The organism is Micromonospora sp. IBSANI012 (genome assembly GCF_052814045.1).
Window position 1 is genome coordinate 4,148,859 of record NZ_CP199933.1, and the last position, 14,782, is coordinate 4,163,640.

The 14,782-nt window shown below is 70.6% G+C and carries 11 protein-coding genes and 1 pseudogene; 5 read left to right on the forward strand and 7 right to left on the reverse strand.

Going from position 1 to position 14,782, the window contains the following annotated elements; translation table 11 throughout:
• Positions 1-30 precede the first annotated feature (30 nt).
• The 4 genes from ACTWM8_RS19150 to ACTWM8_RS19165 form a co-directional block, all read right to left on the reverse strand.
• A complete protein-coding gene (locus tag ACTWM8_RS19150; RefSeq protein ID WP_446210242.1) occupies positions 31-618 on the reverse strand; it encodes a DinB family protein in 588 nt (195 codons plus the stop codon).
• A 149-nt stretch (positions 619-767) separates the two neighbouring features.
• On the reverse strand, positions 768-2,393 hold the full coding sequence (locus tag ACTWM8_RS19155) for a right-handed parallel beta-helix repeat-containing protein (RefSeq protein ID WP_446210243.1): 1,626 nt from the start codon (positions 2,391-2,393) through the stop codon (positions 768-770).
• Between the two features lie 451 nt (positions 2,394-2,844).
• A complete protein-coding gene (gene katG / locus ACTWM8_RS19160) occupies positions 2,845-5,121 on the reverse strand; it encodes a catalase/peroxidase HPI (protein WP_446210244.1) in 2,277 nt (758 codons plus the stop codon).
• A 23-nt stretch (positions 5,122-5,144) separates the two neighbouring features.
• Positions 5,145-5,573, reverse strand: a complete 429-nt coding sequence (locus ACTWM8_RS19165; protein ID WP_446210245.1) for a Fur family transcriptional regulator — start codon at positions 5,571-5,573, stop codon at positions 5,145-5,147.
• A 70-nt stretch (positions 5,574-5,643) separates the two neighbouring features.
• Between ACTWM8_RS19165 and ACTWM8_RS19170 the strand changes: the two are divergent.
• Together ACTWM8_RS19170 and ACTWM8_RS19175 are read left to right on the forward strand one after the other, a co-directional pair.
• Positions 5,644-5,787, forward strand: a pseudogene (locus tag ACTWM8_RS19170) (IS256 family transposase); the annotation flags it as partial.
• A gap of 228 nt (positions 5,788-6,015) precedes the next feature.
• Entirely contained in the window at positions 6,016-7,158 is a 1,143-nt protein-coding gene (locus tag ACTWM8_RS19175) for a low temperature requirement protein A (RefSeq protein ID WP_446210246.1), read from the forward strand.
• A gap of 271 nt (positions 7,159-7,429) precedes the next feature.
• Here ACTWM8_RS19175 and ACTWM8_RS19180 read toward each other — a convergent pair whose 3' ends face one another.
• Positions 7,430-7,843: a hypothetical protein gene (locus ACTWM8_RS19180; protein WP_446210247.1), complete on the reverse strand. Its 414-nt coding sequence runs from the start codon at positions 7,841-7,843 to the stop codon at positions 7,430-7,432.
• Between the two features lie 243 nt (positions 7,844-8,086).
• Positions 8,087-11,314, reverse strand: a complete 3,228-nt coding sequence (locus ACTWM8_RS19185; RefSeq protein WP_446210248.1) for a S8 family peptidase — start codon at positions 11,312-11,314, stop codon at positions 8,087-8,089.
• Positions 11,315-11,496: 182 nt separating this feature from the next.
• On the opposite strand from ACTWM8_RS19185, the gene ACTWM8_RS19190 reads away from it, so the two are divergent.
• From ACTWM8_RS19190 to ACTWM8_RS19200, 3 genes are all read left to right on the forward strand, one after another.
• Positions 11,497-11,997, forward strand: coding sequence for a SigE family RNA polymerase sigma factor (locus tag ACTWM8_RS19190; protein ID WP_238447430.1), 501 nt, complete (start codon positions 11,497-11,499; stop codon positions 11,995-11,997).
• Complete coding sequence (locus ACTWM8_RS19195) at positions 11,990-12,703, forward strand: hypothetical protein (RefSeq protein WP_446210249.1); 714 nt, start codon at positions 11,990-11,992, stop codon at positions 12,701-12,703. The genes ACTWM8_RS19190 and ACTWM8_RS19195 overlap by 8 nt, the downstream gene beginning before the upstream one ends.
• 122 nt (positions 12,704-12,825) lie before the next feature.
• Complete coding sequence (locus ACTWM8_RS19200) at positions 12,826-13,428, forward strand: FIMAH domain-containing protein (RefSeq protein WP_446210250.1); 603 nt, start codon at positions 12,826-12,828, stop codon at positions 13,426-13,428.
• A 358-nt stretch (positions 13,429-13,786) separates the two neighbouring features.
• Here ACTWM8_RS19200 and ACTWM8_RS19205 read toward each other — a convergent pair whose 3' ends face one another.
• Positions 13,787-14,629 (reverse strand): enoyl-CoA hydratase/isomerase family protein, encoded by an 843-nt coding sequence (locus tag ACTWM8_RS19205; protein WP_446210251.1) that lies wholly within the window; start codon positions 14,627-14,629, stop codon positions 13,787-13,789.
• Positions 14,630-14,782: the final 153 nt, after the last annotated feature.

Below are 14,782 nucleotides of genomic sequence, written 5' to 3' on the forward strand. Positions count from 1 at the left end.
ACGGCGGCGATCACCGGCTACGAACGCCCCTCAGCCAAGGGTTGAATCGGCTGCCTTGGCGGCCCGCTCGATCTCCACGCGTCTGGCTTCCCAGAAGGCCGCGTCGCGCTGGGCGTTGGCGTCCCAGGCTGCTGTACCTGTCGAGCCGTCGAGCTGTTCGCGCAGGATGTCGGCGTGTCCGGCGTGCCGGCTCGTCTCGGTGAGGATGTGGACCAGGATGGTGAACAGCGTGACCTGTGGGCGCGGCCACCAGGGCACGTAGCCGGGTGAATCGATGGCCAGGGCGCTGATCGTCGCGTCTGAGTGCTCCCACACGCGACGGTAACGGTCGATGATCTCCTCGCGCGTCTCGTGCTCGGTCGCCCACATGTCGCTGGCACGCGCCTCGGCGTCGTCCCAGCGGCCCAGGGGTTCGGGAAACGGCCGCCCGAAGACCTCGCCGAAGTACATGGCCTCCCAGACCGACAGGTGCTTCACCAGGCCGAGAAGATTCGTGCCAGTCGCGGTCAGGGGGCGGCGGATGTCGTACTCGCCGAGCCCGTCGAGCTTCCAGAGGATCGCCTCGCGAATCTCCCGCAGATCGCTGTGCAGGTGCGTCTTCGCGAAGTCATCGATCATGGGGCATGAGCCTGCCACGTGCTCCCGGCGACCTCAACCTGCGACCACCACAAACGGCCAAGCCGGACCGACGTCGTTTGCCGACCGCCACGATGGGCTGACCCCCTACGCCGTCGACAACGGTGTCCCGCCGAGTGGCGAGACGTCGCTCAGGCGACGGGCTGGATGGCCCCGACGGTGCCGGCCCTGACGAGCGGCCGGCCGAGGAAGTCCACCGGTCCCGGATCGACATTGAAGCGCGACCGGAGGTTGAGGGCGCGGCCGGCCAGCGGCGAATCGCGGCGCGGCGTGAGCGCTTTCGCCCGTTGGGCCGGCGAGCCGGAGCGATCGGCCCTCCCGAAACGCGGGTCGGCGCTCGATCCGCTGACCCTCGCCCCGAGGCGTTCCTGCCCGCTCGCCGCGCGCCAATCTTCCAGGTTGCCATAGGACGCGCCGGCCCACGATACGGCCCAGGCTCCTGATTCGGCGAAGAAGTTGTTGCCCTGCAACAGGACGTTGGCCGTCGAGAACTCATCGGCGATCACGAGGTTCGTCCCGCCCGAGACGATCAGGTTGTTGCGCAGGACGACGTTGGACAGGCCACCAAAGAACTTCTGCAAGCGGACGGCCGCGGGGGCCCAGCCCTTCGCCTCCATCACCACGGTGTTGTGGTAGACCTCGGCGTTGTTGACCGACCCGGCCAGGTGGATGCCCGCGTACTCCGGCAGCTTGCGGGCGTCGTTGATGCTGATGTTGAAGCGGACGACGTTGTCGGTGTGCGCGGCGTTGGACTGGCCGCTGTAGAGCAGGTACCCGGCGCCGTCGTTGTCGTAGGACAGGTTGTACTGCAGGACCGACGAGGACACGTTCTGGTCCATGTCGAAGCCACCGCCGTCCTTCTGGCCGGCCGTGTGGTTGCGGAACGAGACATTGCGCTCCATGACCACGGCGGTCGAATCCCAGGTCCAGATGCCGACCGGCCCTTCGGGCGCCGCAGCCGACGCCCCGTTGTCGTGCGCGCTGGACCACTCGATGCGCCCGCCTCGCACACTTCCGAGCGCGATTCCGCTGCCCGTGTTACTGAAGTGATTGGTCGGGTCTCCTAAGTTGTGGTGCGCCTCGACCTCCGACACGACGACGTCCTCGTGCGCATAGCGCGGCGCTGCGGCGTCGAAGCGAGGTCCGAAGCTGATCAGTCCATTCTCCGTGTTGCCGTGCAGGTTGGCAGCACGGATCCGTACGCCACGAAAGCCGGTGGAATTCGGGCCGGCGGCGATCTGGATTCCGTTCTTGAATCCGCTCACCTCGACCCGGGAGATGTCCACGCGGTCGAGTTTCCGGCCGTCGGTCACGTCGGAGTAGAGTTCGATCCCACCGGTGGTCCTGTTGTCCGCGCCGCCGCCGACGATCACCAGATCGCGAATCTCGACGCCGGCCGTGTTGTGCACCCTGATCCCCGCGCCGCCGGCGGCCTCGATCGTGGCACGGCCGCCGTTGTACGTGCCGACGACGACCGGATTTGCCGCGTCACCCGCCTCGCCGGGCCCGAAGGTCAGGCTCCCACGAAAGTGCGCACCCCCTTCGAACAGGAGTTTGTCTCCCGGCTTGAAGGCGAAGGCGGCGGCCTTGTCCAGCGATCGCCATGCTGTGGCGGGCGAGGAGCCGTCGAGGGCATCGTCACCGGTCGGGCTGACATGGAACGTGTGGATCACGGGCGGAGCGGCTTCCCGTTTCGACCTGAGCTCGAGAACATGCGCAACCAGGGGGAGGAACACCGCCAGCGCCAGCGTCAGCACCGCGACGATTCGCCGACGTGAACGCCGGGTGGCTGGCGCGCCTGACAGGGCCTGCAGATCAACCTCGCTCTGTTGCCCATCTGTGCCGGCTAGCAAGAACTCCTACCGCCCTTCCACAAACCCCTACATACCCCCAAACGTCTTATATCGGAATTTTAGGCGACTCTGGTACTTGCTCGTCGTCATCCGCCCGGACTGCGCCGGATTCACGTACGGGCTCCTGACACACGTCCGCTCCTGGCCCGAGCACGGCTCACGCCCCGGCCCCAGGACCGGGTCGAGGTCGAGTGCCACCCGTCTCGGCAGGTGGGGCCTACCAGCCAGAACGCAAACGGTGCGCGCTGAAGTGGATCTCAGCGCGCACCGTCGGATATTCCTTTAGGTACGAGGACTGACGTCGAGCCCCGGTCGATCGCTGGTGGATCGACCGGGGCTCGACGGCTGGAGCCGGTCAGGCGAGGTCGAACCGGTCGAGTTCCATGACCTTGGTCCAGGCTGCGACGAAGTCGGCAACGAACTTGTCGCGCGCGTCCTGGCTGGCGTAGACCTCCGCGAGGGCCCGTAGCTGGGAGTTGGACCCGAAGATGAGATCTACCGCGGTGGCGGTCCACTTCACCTCATCGGTGGCCAGGTCCCGGATCTCGTATACGTGCTCGTCCGACTCCGACGCCTTCCACCGGGTGCCCGGGGAGAGCAGGTTGGCGAAGAAGTCGTTGGTGAGCACGCCGGGCCGGTCGGTGAGGACGCCGTGCCGCGTGCCGCCGACGTTGGCCCCGAGGGAGCGCAGGCCGCCGATGAGGACGGTCATCTCGGGCGCGGTCAGGCTGAGCATGTAGGCACGGTCGAGAAGCAACACCTCCGGCTGGGTCTTCTCGCCGGGACGCAGGTAGTTGCGGAACCCGTCGGCGCGCGGCTCGAGGACCCGGAAGGACTCGACGTCGGTCTGCTCCTGAGTGGCGTCGGTGCGGCCCGGGTGGAATGGCACGGTCACCTCGACGCCGGCGTCGTGCGCCGCCTTCTCGACGGCGGCCGAGCCGGCCAGCACGATCAGGTCCGCCAGCGAGATCTTCGCGCCGCCGGCGGAGTTGAACTCCCGCTGGATGCCCTCGAGGGTCTGCAGGACCGTCGTGAGCTGCTCGGGCTGGTTGACCTCCCAGCTGCGCTGCGGCTCGAGACGGAGCCGGGCGCCGTTGGCGCCGCCGCGCTTGTCGGTGGACCGGAAGCTGGCGGCGGAGGCCCAGGCGGTGGAGACCATCTGGGCGGTCGTGAGGCCGGATTCCAGGACCTTCGCCTTGAGGGCGGCGACGTCGGCGTCACCCACGAGCTCGTGGTCGACGGCCGGCACCGGGTCCTGCCACAGCTGGGGCTCCGGGACCCACGGCCCGAGGAAGCGGCTGACCGGACCCATGTCCCGGTGCAGCAGCTTGTACCAGGCCTTGGCGAACGCCAGCGCGAACTCGTCCGGGTTCTCCAAGAAGCGGCGCGAGATCTTTTCGTACGTCGGGTCGACGCGTAGCGCCAGGTCGGTCGTGAGCATCGTCGGCTTGTGCTTCTTCGACGGGTCGTGGGCGTCCGGGATGATCGCCTCGGCGTCCTTGGCAACCCACTGCTTCGCACCGCCGGGGCTCGTGGTGAGTTCCCACTCGTGGCCGAAGAGGATCTCGAAGAAGCGGTTGCTCCACTGCGTCGGCCGGTCGGTCCACGTCACCTCGAGACCGCTGGTGATCGTGTCTCCGCCCTTGCCGCTGCCGTAGGTGCTCAGCCAGCCCAGGCCCTGCGCCTCCAGCGGGGCGGCCTCGGGCTCGGGGCCCACGTGGTCGTCGGCGACGCCGGCGCCGTGGGTCTTGCCGAAGGTGTGACCACCGGCGATGAGGGCGACGGTCTCCTCGTCGTTCATCGCCATCCGGGCGAAGGTCTCGCGGATGAAGTGCGCCGCCGCAGCCGGGTCCGCGTTGCCGCGGGGGCCCTCCGGGTTGACGTAGATGAGACCCATCTCGGTCGCCCCGACCTCGGCCGCCATCTCCTTCTCGGAGACGTAGCGCTCGTCGCCGAGCCAGGCGTCCTCCGGACCCCAGAAGATCTCCTCGGGCTCCCAGACGTCCTCCCGGCCGAAGCCGAAGCCGAAGGTCTTGAAGCCCATCGACTCCAGAGCCACGTTGCCGGCGAGCACGAGCAGGTCGGCCCACGAGACCTTCTGGCCGTACTTCTGCTTGACCGGCCACAGCAGCCGGCGGGCCTTGTCGAGGTTGGCGTTGTCCGGCCAGCTGTTGAGCGGGGCGAACCGCTGACCACCGTCGCCGGCGCCGCCGCGACCGTCGTAGATGCGGTAGGTGCCTGCGGCGTGCCAGCTCATCCGGATCATCAGGCCGCCGTAGTGGCCGAAGTCGGCCGGCCACCAGTCCTGCGAGGTGGTGAGGACCTGGGTGATGTCCTGCTTGAGAGCCCCGACGTCGAGCTTGGCGAACTCCTTGGCGTAGCTGAAGCTCTCCCCCAGCGGGTTGCCCTTGGACGAATGGACATGCAGCACCGAGAGGTCGAGCTGGTTGGGCCACCAGTCCCGGTTGGTGTGCGGACGACCACCGGTCTTCGGGGTCGGCGAGTCGATCGCCGGGTTCTCGCTCTCGCTGCCGTGCGCGGTCACGGAATCGTGCGCGACCGGGCAGCCGGCCGCCGCCTTCTCGTCCACGCCCTGCGCGCTGGAGGGCCTGTTGTCCTGGGTGTCGCTCATCTACTTCCTTCCGAACTGGCGGATCACTGGGAGGTGCGTTCGGTCGCACAGTCGGGGCAGGTGCCCCAATACACAACCTCCGCCTCGTCGAGCACGAAACCGTGGTCATCCGAGGCGGTGAGACAGGGAGCCTGGCCGACAGCGCAGTCGACGTCGGCGATCGCGCCGCAGGAGCGGCACACGACATGGTGGTGGTTGTCCCCCACCCGCGACTCGTACCGGGCCGTCGCACCGGCAGGCTGGATGCGCCGCACCAGACCGGCGTCGGTGAGCGCACGAAGCACGTCGTACACCGCCTGGTGGGAGACCGTGGGCTGATCCGCCCGTACCAGCGCGATCACCGTGTCGGTGTCGACGTGCGGATGGTCGCGCAGCGCTGCGAGCACCGCCAACCGGGGCCGGGTCACGCGCAACGAGACCGCCCGCAGCTGAGTCTCGAAGCCGGACGTCATGTGACGAACATAGTCCACTTTTCTGGAACGAATCAAGTATTCGCCGGACTCCACCCGCACACTTTTCGACGCCGACCTGGTCGAGCAGACCCGAGCGGCCGGGTCGCAGCTGACCGGCGATGGCGAGCTGCTGCAGCCGCTCACGAAGCGGATCTTGGAATCAGCGCTTGAGTGCGAGCTCACCGACCACCTGGGCCATGACAAGGGCGACCCGATCCGACCCACCTCCGACGACGCCGTCCGGGAACTCGCCCAGCGGCTGCGCCGCGCAGCCCCACCGCGCTGACCACCCGCTCGACCCGGTGGCCTCTGCTGGCGCGGCTGGACCACGCGGCCGACCTCAATCGTTACCGTTGCGGCGACCGCTGGAAACCATCCCGAGCGCGGCTGCCGGAAACGTGAACGGGTTCTATGTCCGAGACCGGAGAGGCAGACCCTGCGAATGGACGAGCATCTGCGGCGCAACCAGACGTACGGGGTCGAGCCCGTGGAGTTGTTCTTCGACCTTGTGTTCGTGTTCGCAGTCTCCCAGCTCACGCACCACCTGCGGGACCACCTGTCAGCGCGCGGCGTCGCGGAGACCGCCGTGATACTGCTGGCCGTATTCACCGTTTGGTACTACACCAGCTGGGAAGCGACTCTCGTAAGGATCGAACGTAACCGCACCGTCGCCATGATGTTGACGGTGCTATTCGTCGGCCTCTTCATGAACGCGGCCGTGACCAGCGCCTTCGCCGGCTCGGGATGGACCTTCGCCGTTCCGTTCCTACTCATTCAACTCGGCCGCGGCCTGTGGACTCTACTGAACGCTCCGAACGAGATATGGCGCGACCACTACCGGCGAACGATTCTGTGGCTGCTCACCAGCTCACCCCTGTGGGTGGTCGGTGCCGCCGTGGACCCCGTACACCGGTTGTACTGGTGGGCCGCGGCCGCGGCCCTCGACCTGCTCGGCACCTGGCTCGGACACCCGGGGCCCGGGCGCAGACTCCACACGCAGAGCGTCGGGCTCGCCGAGGGTGGGCACATGCTGGAGCGATGCCGACTGTTCCTGATCATTGCCCTGGGCGAGACGATCCTGTCCACCGGGGTAGCCATCGTCGCGGTCCCGATGACGGTGATGACAGTGGCGACCGGCTCAGCTGCCCTGGTCGTCACGGCGGCCCTGTGGATGATCGCCTATGGCGGCCCCGGTCGCCTGGTCGTGCGATACGTGGAGGACACCCGTGACCCGATCCACGCCACCCGGATGGCGGGCAACGTCCTGACGGTGATGGTGGCCGGACTCATCGCCGCGGCCGCGGCCTTCGAGATGGTCATTATCCATCCCCACGGCCAGCCGTCCGCCGCACTGGGCCTGCTGCTGTTCGGCGGACCGATACTCTTCCTGCTCGCCCAAGGCTGGTACCTGTGGGCGGTGCCGAGGATCAGCCCGCGACGGTGGCTGCTCGGCAGCGCGGCGTTGGCGCTGGCCGGCGCGGCGGCGGGCGCGCTGGCACCGCCCTACGTCGCGCTCCTGGGGGCGGCGGCAGCCCTGGCTGCCGTCGCGACGGTTCTCACCCGCTTCGCGACCGGTCGCGCCTGACAGCAGCGAGCGTGCCGACGGCCGGAACGGCCTCGGACGCAGCGTCTCGACAGTCCCGGCCCTCCGCACGCTCTGCGCTGCGGTCAACCGGTCGTCGGCCGCAGCTTCCGACGGCCTCGTGCGGCTCGGCCAACCCGGCCGCGGCGAAAGGGCTGCGCAGCACCTGCTGACGCGGCATCTGAGGTTGCCATAGCTGCTCGCTGATTGACGACGTCTTGTGCCCCGCATTGCCCAGACGCGGAGCGACGCGAACGTCAGCCGTGGAGAGCCCTCAAGCTGCCCCCGGCGTCCCCGGGTACCCCAGATGCTCACCGGCCCAACCGATGCCCCCCGGTGGCTGCTTCCACTCGCTGGCGCGCCTCTTTGAGATCGACAGGTGCGGCCATCGTTTACGTGCCGCTTGCCGGCTGGCGCCTACCGCTGCTCCGAGCTCGGGATAGCCCGCACCGTACTGCACCGCTTCCTCTGCATTGGCCGATACGAGGTCCGCGAGAAGGCTGCGCATCTGCTCGCCTGCCGTCATGCGCGCGAGGTGAGTTCGCATCCTCTGCGCGGAACTCGGCTGGTGGTCTTTCCTCCGCCGGGCGTCCGCATCGACGTCATTCAGCCGCTGCGCCCAGTGAGCGGTGACAGCACTCAGTTCCCGCCGTAGTTCCTGCCGCTCGTCCGGCGTCAGATCCCGCATGACCCCACCCCCTCGCCAGTGACCTCGCCTTCAGCATCCGCTCGACAACCAAGGTTGTCAACCATTGCACGCACGTCATTGTCCCTGGTGGCCCGACCTTGCGGTGAGGAGCGAGCGACTGAACCGTGCACCTTGCGGCTGTCCCAGCAGTTCCACGCGACGGCGCGTACCTCGGATGCGGCGATCGGCGAACGCCACGGTCCGGGGCGGCGGCACGCAGCCGCCACCCCGGACCCACGTGGGTCAGGCGATCCGGTAGGCCCGCTGGATCGTCTGCGTCACCGTGTTGCCGGCGGTATCGGTGGCTGCCACGCGCAGCGAGACGAAGCCGGGCCGCCGCGGATGGCTGATGAGGGCGACGCCGCGTTGCACCGGCAACGCGACCCACGTCCGCCCGTCGTCGAACGAGGCCGAGACGTCGAGCGTCCGGCCGGGCGCGGCCGCCGAGCCCGCCAGCCGGTCCAGCGCCACGGGTACGGCCATCGTCGTGCCGGCCCGTGCCGTGTTGGTGTCGTCGAGTGCGGGCATCAGCCGCGCCGTCGTCAGGGGCAGCCGCTCCGGCGTCGACGTGTGCGCCGAGGTGAAGGTCCAGGCCACCGAGACCGATGTCGACAGCGTGTCGGGCGCGCCACGGGTGACGGTCGCCTCCAGGCGGTACGCGGCTCTGGCGGCGGGCACCGGGAACTCCGCGAACTGGCCGTCCGCGGTGCCGATCTCCTCACCGTCGCGCAACAACCGGAAGTGGACCTGCAGGTCGTCGCGGCTGGCGGGGCGGCCGGTCGCGTCGCCGAACAGGGCCGGCTGGACCGAGATGGTGTCGCCGTCGCGGCCCGCGTACGCCAGCGGCGCCAGCGCCGGTGCCCCGCCCACCGTGGGGCCGAAGGGTGCCGCGTTCCAGGTCTGGGTGTAGGTCCTGCCCGGCTGGAAGGTGTTCTCCTGCGTGGTCAGGTTGTCGCCCTCGACGAACGTGGACGTCCAGACGAGGCCGCCGTCGGTGTTGTAGTACTCGGTCGCGTGGAACGGTAGGTCGAACGACACGTTCGACCCGATCGGGCCCGGGCCGCCCTGCGACGCCGCGCGGTGGAAGCGGACGGCGGTCGCGGTGGTGGACTGGCTCCGGTAGGTCGCCTTGACGGTGGCGAGATTTCCCGGTGACAGCTTCCTGGTCAGGCCGGTGAACATGTCGCCGGGACGGACGTACGCGAGGTCGTACGTGTAGGGGCTGTTCCGGAACGTTCCGTCCGGGCCCGGACGGGCGAGCCCGATGCCCAGCGTCGCGGTGAACTCGGGGGCGGCGACGGCGGGCCCGATCCGGCCGAAGAAGACCTCCGCGAAGGACACCGCGCTGAGCTGGACACCCGGGTAGCGGAACCCGTCGTTCCAGTTCGCGCTCACGTTGATCGCGAGCGGTGCGGCGTCCCGCTGGGGCACGGTCAGCGAGACCGGCCGGGCCGTGCGGGCGTCGAGCGCCTCGGTGACCGGGCCGCGTACGTCCAGGACCGGCTGCACGAGCAGGGTCGACACGTCGCCCTCGTGGATGGTGCTGTACAGCGCGTAGCGACCCTTGGGCAGCCGCAGGGTACCGCCACCCGGTTGCCCGACGAGCTTGCTGAACTCGCCGGTGCTCAGGTTCGCCGCCACGGTCTCGTACTCCGTGGCTTGTCCGCCGTCGCGTCGGGTGTGGTCGAGCCGGACGTCGTAGCTCTCGATCTCGCGGTTGAGCGCGAACGGCGTCCGTACCCGCAGGTCCCCGGCGCCCGTGGCGATCAGCGCGCCCTGGTAGACGCCGTCGGGGGCGTCCACCCGGGTGTCCACGGTGATCGTCGCCTCGGCGCGGCCGCCGGCCGGCACCACCAGGGTGGCCGGGCTGACGGTGATCATGCCGGCTGGCGCCGGGGTGACGGCCAGGGCGAGGGTGACCGGGGCGGTGCTGGTGTTGCGGTAGCCGATGACGCGGGAGAACGGGGTGTCATCGGCGTGGGGCCAGCGCTGGACCGGGAAGTCGATCGCGCCGACCTCGGCGGCGATCGGCTGGGCGACCGCCCGGCCGATGTCCACCCGGCCCGCGCCCTGCTCGTAGAGGCTGTCGTCGCCGGCCGGCCTGGTCGAGTCCATCAGCGCGGCCTTGAGCTGCGGGCCGGACCAGTCCGGGTGCTGTCCGGCGAGGATGGCGGCCGAACCCGCCACGTGCGGGGTGGCCATCGACGTGCCCGACATGGTGTCGTAGCCGCCGCCGGGGGCAGCCGCCACGATGTCGACGCCCGGGGCGCTGATCTCGGGCTTGATGTGGTCGTCGCCGATCCGGGGACCCCTGCTGGAGAAGTACGCCCGCTGGTCGTCGGCGTCGACCGCGGCGACGGCGAGGGCGTCGTCGGCGGTGGCCGGCGAGGAGACCGACTTCGGCTTGCCCTCGTTGCCGGCGGCCACCACGAAGAGAGTGCCGTACCGGTGACTCAGGTCCTGGATCGCGGTCTCCAGCGGGTCGAGACCGGGCGCGTCCGTGCCGCCCACGCTCAGGTTGACCACCCTGGCCTGCGACGCGACCCACTGCATCCCGGCGATGATGTCCGAGTCCTGGCACTCGTAGGTGGCGCAGACCTTGCCGACGACCAGTTTCGCGCCCGGGGCCACACCGCGGTACCTGCCGCCGGAGGCGGCGCCGCTGCCGATGATGGTCGACGCCACGTGGGTGCCGTGGCCGACCGTGTCGCCGGGGTCGTTGCCGCCGGTGAAGTCCCGGACCGCGGCGAGGTGCCCGGCGAAGTCCGGGTGGGCCGCGTCGATCCCGGTGTCCAGGACGCCGACCGTGACGCCGGTGCCGTCGAAGCCGGCGTCCCAGGCCGCCGGCGCACCGATGTGCGGCACGCTGCGCTCCAGGGAGACCCGGCGCTTGCCGTCCAGCCAGACGTGGGTGATCCCGGTGGCGAACGTGCGTCCCGACGACGTGCCGCGGGTGAGTGACGCCCAGAGCGTGGCCCGGTCGTCCAGGTCCGCCCGGACGGCCAGCGCGTGGGCGGCGGACAGATCGGCCCCCACCCGCGCGGCACCCGCGACCGCGGCGGACCGCGCCTGCGCCGCCATCTGCTCCGGGTACGCGACCAGCAGCGGCAGCTCGGCCCTGCGGTCGTCGTAGCCGAACTGGCCCAGCGCCGTGAGGTCGAACAGCCGGCGGTCGAGTCGCCCGGCGCGCAGCAGCGGCACCGCGTCCACCGGGACGACGTACCGGTGGCCGCCCTCCTGGCTGCTCACGAACCGCATGCCGGCCCGCCCCGGCCCCCGCTGGATCTCCGGACGGCCGTCCGCGTCCAGCGACACCCGGTCCCCGGTGATCAGCGTGAAGGTGCCGGGCGTGCCGGGGAGCGTGGCCTGGGGCCCCTCCTGCGCGTCCGCCGGGTGAGCCGTCAGGCCCACCGCGGCCAGCGCGGTCGCGAGCAGCCCGGCTGTCAGGGCGCGTCGTTGCCGTCGTCGCACATCGTCCTCTCCGCCACGGGTCTCTCCCGGGACGGCACGATGACGCCTGGCCCGACAGGCGGGTTGATCTTCCGGAGTGTGACAACGGCCACAATCGTGACCCGTGCCGGCGCGCCCGGTTGCCCCTGCCATGTTGCATTCCCCGGTGACCGCGGGACGAGGCTTCGGGGGGCACCGGACAGATGCGTGACGCCGAGGAGTTCGACGCCTTCTACGCGGCCTGTGCGGGACGGGTGGTGGGACACGTCTACGCGCTGACCGGTAACCGCGGCGAGGCGGAGGACGCCGTCGCTGAGGCGTTCATGCGGGCCTGGCAGCGCTGGTCGACCGTGCGGGACGCGGACAGCCCGGAGGCGTGGGTCCGCCGGGTGGCCTCCCGGATCGCGGTGAGCAGCTGGCGCAAGACGATCAACCGCATCCGCGCGCACCACCGGGCCGCCGTCGACCAGAGCGTGCCCGCACTCAACGAGGACCACGTCGCCCTGCTGCAGGCGCTGCAGCGGCTGAGCGCCAACGAGCGCCGCGCCGTCGTGCTGCACCACCTGAACGATCTCAGCGTCGCCCAGGTGGCAGCCGAGATGCAGGCGCCCGTCGGGACCGTCAAGACGTACCTTGCCCGCGGCCGGAGAGCGATGGCCGGGCTGCTGACCGAGGCGCACCAGGAGGAGACCTCCCATGGCTGATCCGCACGACGCCCTCACCGCCATCGCCGACGAGGTCCGGCGAGTCACGACACTGCCCGCCGCGCAGACGTTGCGCCGCCGCAGCGACCAGCGCCGGCGACGGCGGGCGGCCGTCACCGGCGCGGGGCTGGCCGTGCTGGTCGTGACCGCCGGCGCCAGCCTGCTGCCGGCGCGGGACCACGTGGACACGCCGGACCGGGGTGTCAGCCCAGCGGGCGAGGTCCCGCCTTCGGTCGTCGCGTCCGTGACCGCCTCGGCGGGACCGCAGGAGATCCTCGGCGGCCGGCGGCAGGTCCTCATCGTGGTGCCCGGCATGGGTGGAGCCGCGCTGGCGATCGGCCGTGACGACGACCGGGTGCGGGCCACCACCGAGCGGGGCAGCAACGACCGGGCGCTGTGGGTCCTGCGCCCCGAGGGGGACAAATTCCGGATCATGCTGGCAACGCCACCCGGAGCCAGCCAGCAGTGCATGACCGTCGTGCACGACGCCGCGCCGGGCAGCGTCCGCGGCCAGGTGTGCGACCCGGCCGCGCAGACACAGCTCTTCAGGATCGAGCAGGTCGCCGGCGGGAGCTATTCGATCTTTCAGGGTCGGCGCTACGTCCAGGTGGTCGACGGCACGAATGCCCTGGTCCCTGACCTGCCCGAGGGCCTGACCACCACCTACGAGTTCGAGGACCGCGGTCCCGCCGCCGGGAGCGGTTAGACGACGGGCGCATCAGCTCCGCGGCTCATCGGCGGTCCTGCCAGCGGCTGTCGGACTTCCCCTCACCCCCTGCTGACGCCTACGGACTCCTCGCCGGCACGCCGGGTGGCATGATGTCCGCCGTGTCTGTCCCCCGTGACCCGCGCAGCGCCGACGTGGCCCCGCCCACCAGTGTGTTACCGCTGGTCCGCCCGGCCGGCAGCCGGCATCGAGCCCCGGACGACGGCCGCCGGCTGATGTGGCTGGCCACGGGGGGAGCCGCCGCCGTGATGGTGGCCGCCGTGCTGGTGGTGGTCTTCGCCGGTGGCGAGGAGGCCGGTCCCGCCACCGGTGGCACCGTGGCGATCGGCACGTCCGCGCCCGCCGAGCCCAGTGAACCCGTGACCGGCGAGGTCTCGCCCACTCCCACCAGCTCGTCATCCCCGACGTCGCCCGCTCCACGGTCGGCCAGCCCGGCGCAGCTCGTGGCGGGTCTACGGACCAGCGTCGACGGGCTCATACGGCAACGGCAGCTCTCCCGTGGCGAGGGCAACGAGCTACGGAAGCGGCTGCGTGAGGTGGCGGAGAAGATCGCCGACGGCGAGGCGGACAAGGCGCGGGAGAACCTGCGCGAGTTCGCCGAGAAGCTGGTCAACCTGCGCCGCGAAGGCAAGATCAGCGCCAGCGGTTACGAGGCCCTCGCCGCCGGGGCGACGCAGCTCGGCCAGGCGCTGCCCGGCCGCTGAGGTCGGGTCCGCCCCGCCGGCCCGCCGCCCGGTGTCTCCCGGCGCGCCGGTCGGGGCAGCGCATCGTGGATGCCGGGTCGCTGCTAGCGGAGGACCGTCGCGGCCTCGCCGCACCGCATGCCGCCCGCCGACGGCGGCCGGTGGGTGGACAACCAGCGTCGAAGAGGCTCGGGACGCCCGCAGCACACCTGCCAGCGGCAGTCGGGTACGCCGTTGCGTACTGCGGCGCCGGCCCCCCATTTTGCCGTTCGTTGCTCCAGGCCAGGGCGACGTCGGTGGTGCCCGACGATCTTGCCCCATCGCGTCCACCGATGCGGGCCGGGTCGGGGAGACTGGACCTGCGACCTGAAGGCGGCGTTCACCCGGCGGCCGGCAGATCGGCGATCCGTGTGCCGAGGTCCAGCTCCAGCGGTCCCCGGGTCTGAAAGCCCCGGCCGAACAACTCCTTCGACCGGTCCTGCACCTCTGGGGCGGCGACCAACTTTTGGAACCGGCGGCCGTCGGCGCGTACGGCCTCGGCCGGTGGCAGCGTCAGCTCGTTGATCGCCTGCTTCGTGGCCTGAATCGCCGCCGACGGAAAGGACGCGATCCGTCGGGCCAGCGCGGCCACGAACTCATCGAGCTCGGCGTCCGGCAGCGCCCGGTTGATCCACCCATATCGCTCCGCGAGGTCGGCGTCCGCGTCCTGCGCACCGAGGATCATCTCCATGGCCCGTCCTCGGCCGAGCAGGCGCGCCAGGTGCTGTAGGCCACCAGCCCCGGGTGCCACGCCGAAACCGCACTCGGGTTGGCCGAGCAACGCGTTCTCTCGCGCCGCGAAGCACATGTCGCAGGCGAGCACGAACTCGCTGCCCGCTCCCCGGGCCCGTCCGCGCAGCTTCGCGATCGTGACGACCGGCACCTCGCTCAGCTTGCGTAGCACCACCCCGAGAAAGGCGTCCTGCGGACCCCCGCCCGCCTTGGCCGCCTCGGCCGAATACTCGGCGACCTTGGTGAGATCGACGTGAGAAATGAAAAAGTCCGGGTCGGCGCTGTCGAAGACGACCACCCGCACCTCTGTGGTCCTGGTCAATCGGTCAAGCAGGGTGACCAGGTCCCGCACCAACTCCGGGCCGACCATGTTGATCGGCGGCGCGTCCAGCGTCACCGTCAGGACACCGCCGGTCAACTCAGTACGCAGGGTCTCGAACGAGGCGTTCACCCGCCTGCTCCTCTCCGTCGCGCGACCGAAGCCGCGGGCAGCGGCGGTGGGACCCGCGGGGCGCCCAGCGCCGGGGCCCCACGTCACCCGACGGGTCGGCGCCCGATGGCCGCTGTCGATCGTACGAACTGGCTCCGTCCGGCCGTGGCGCTT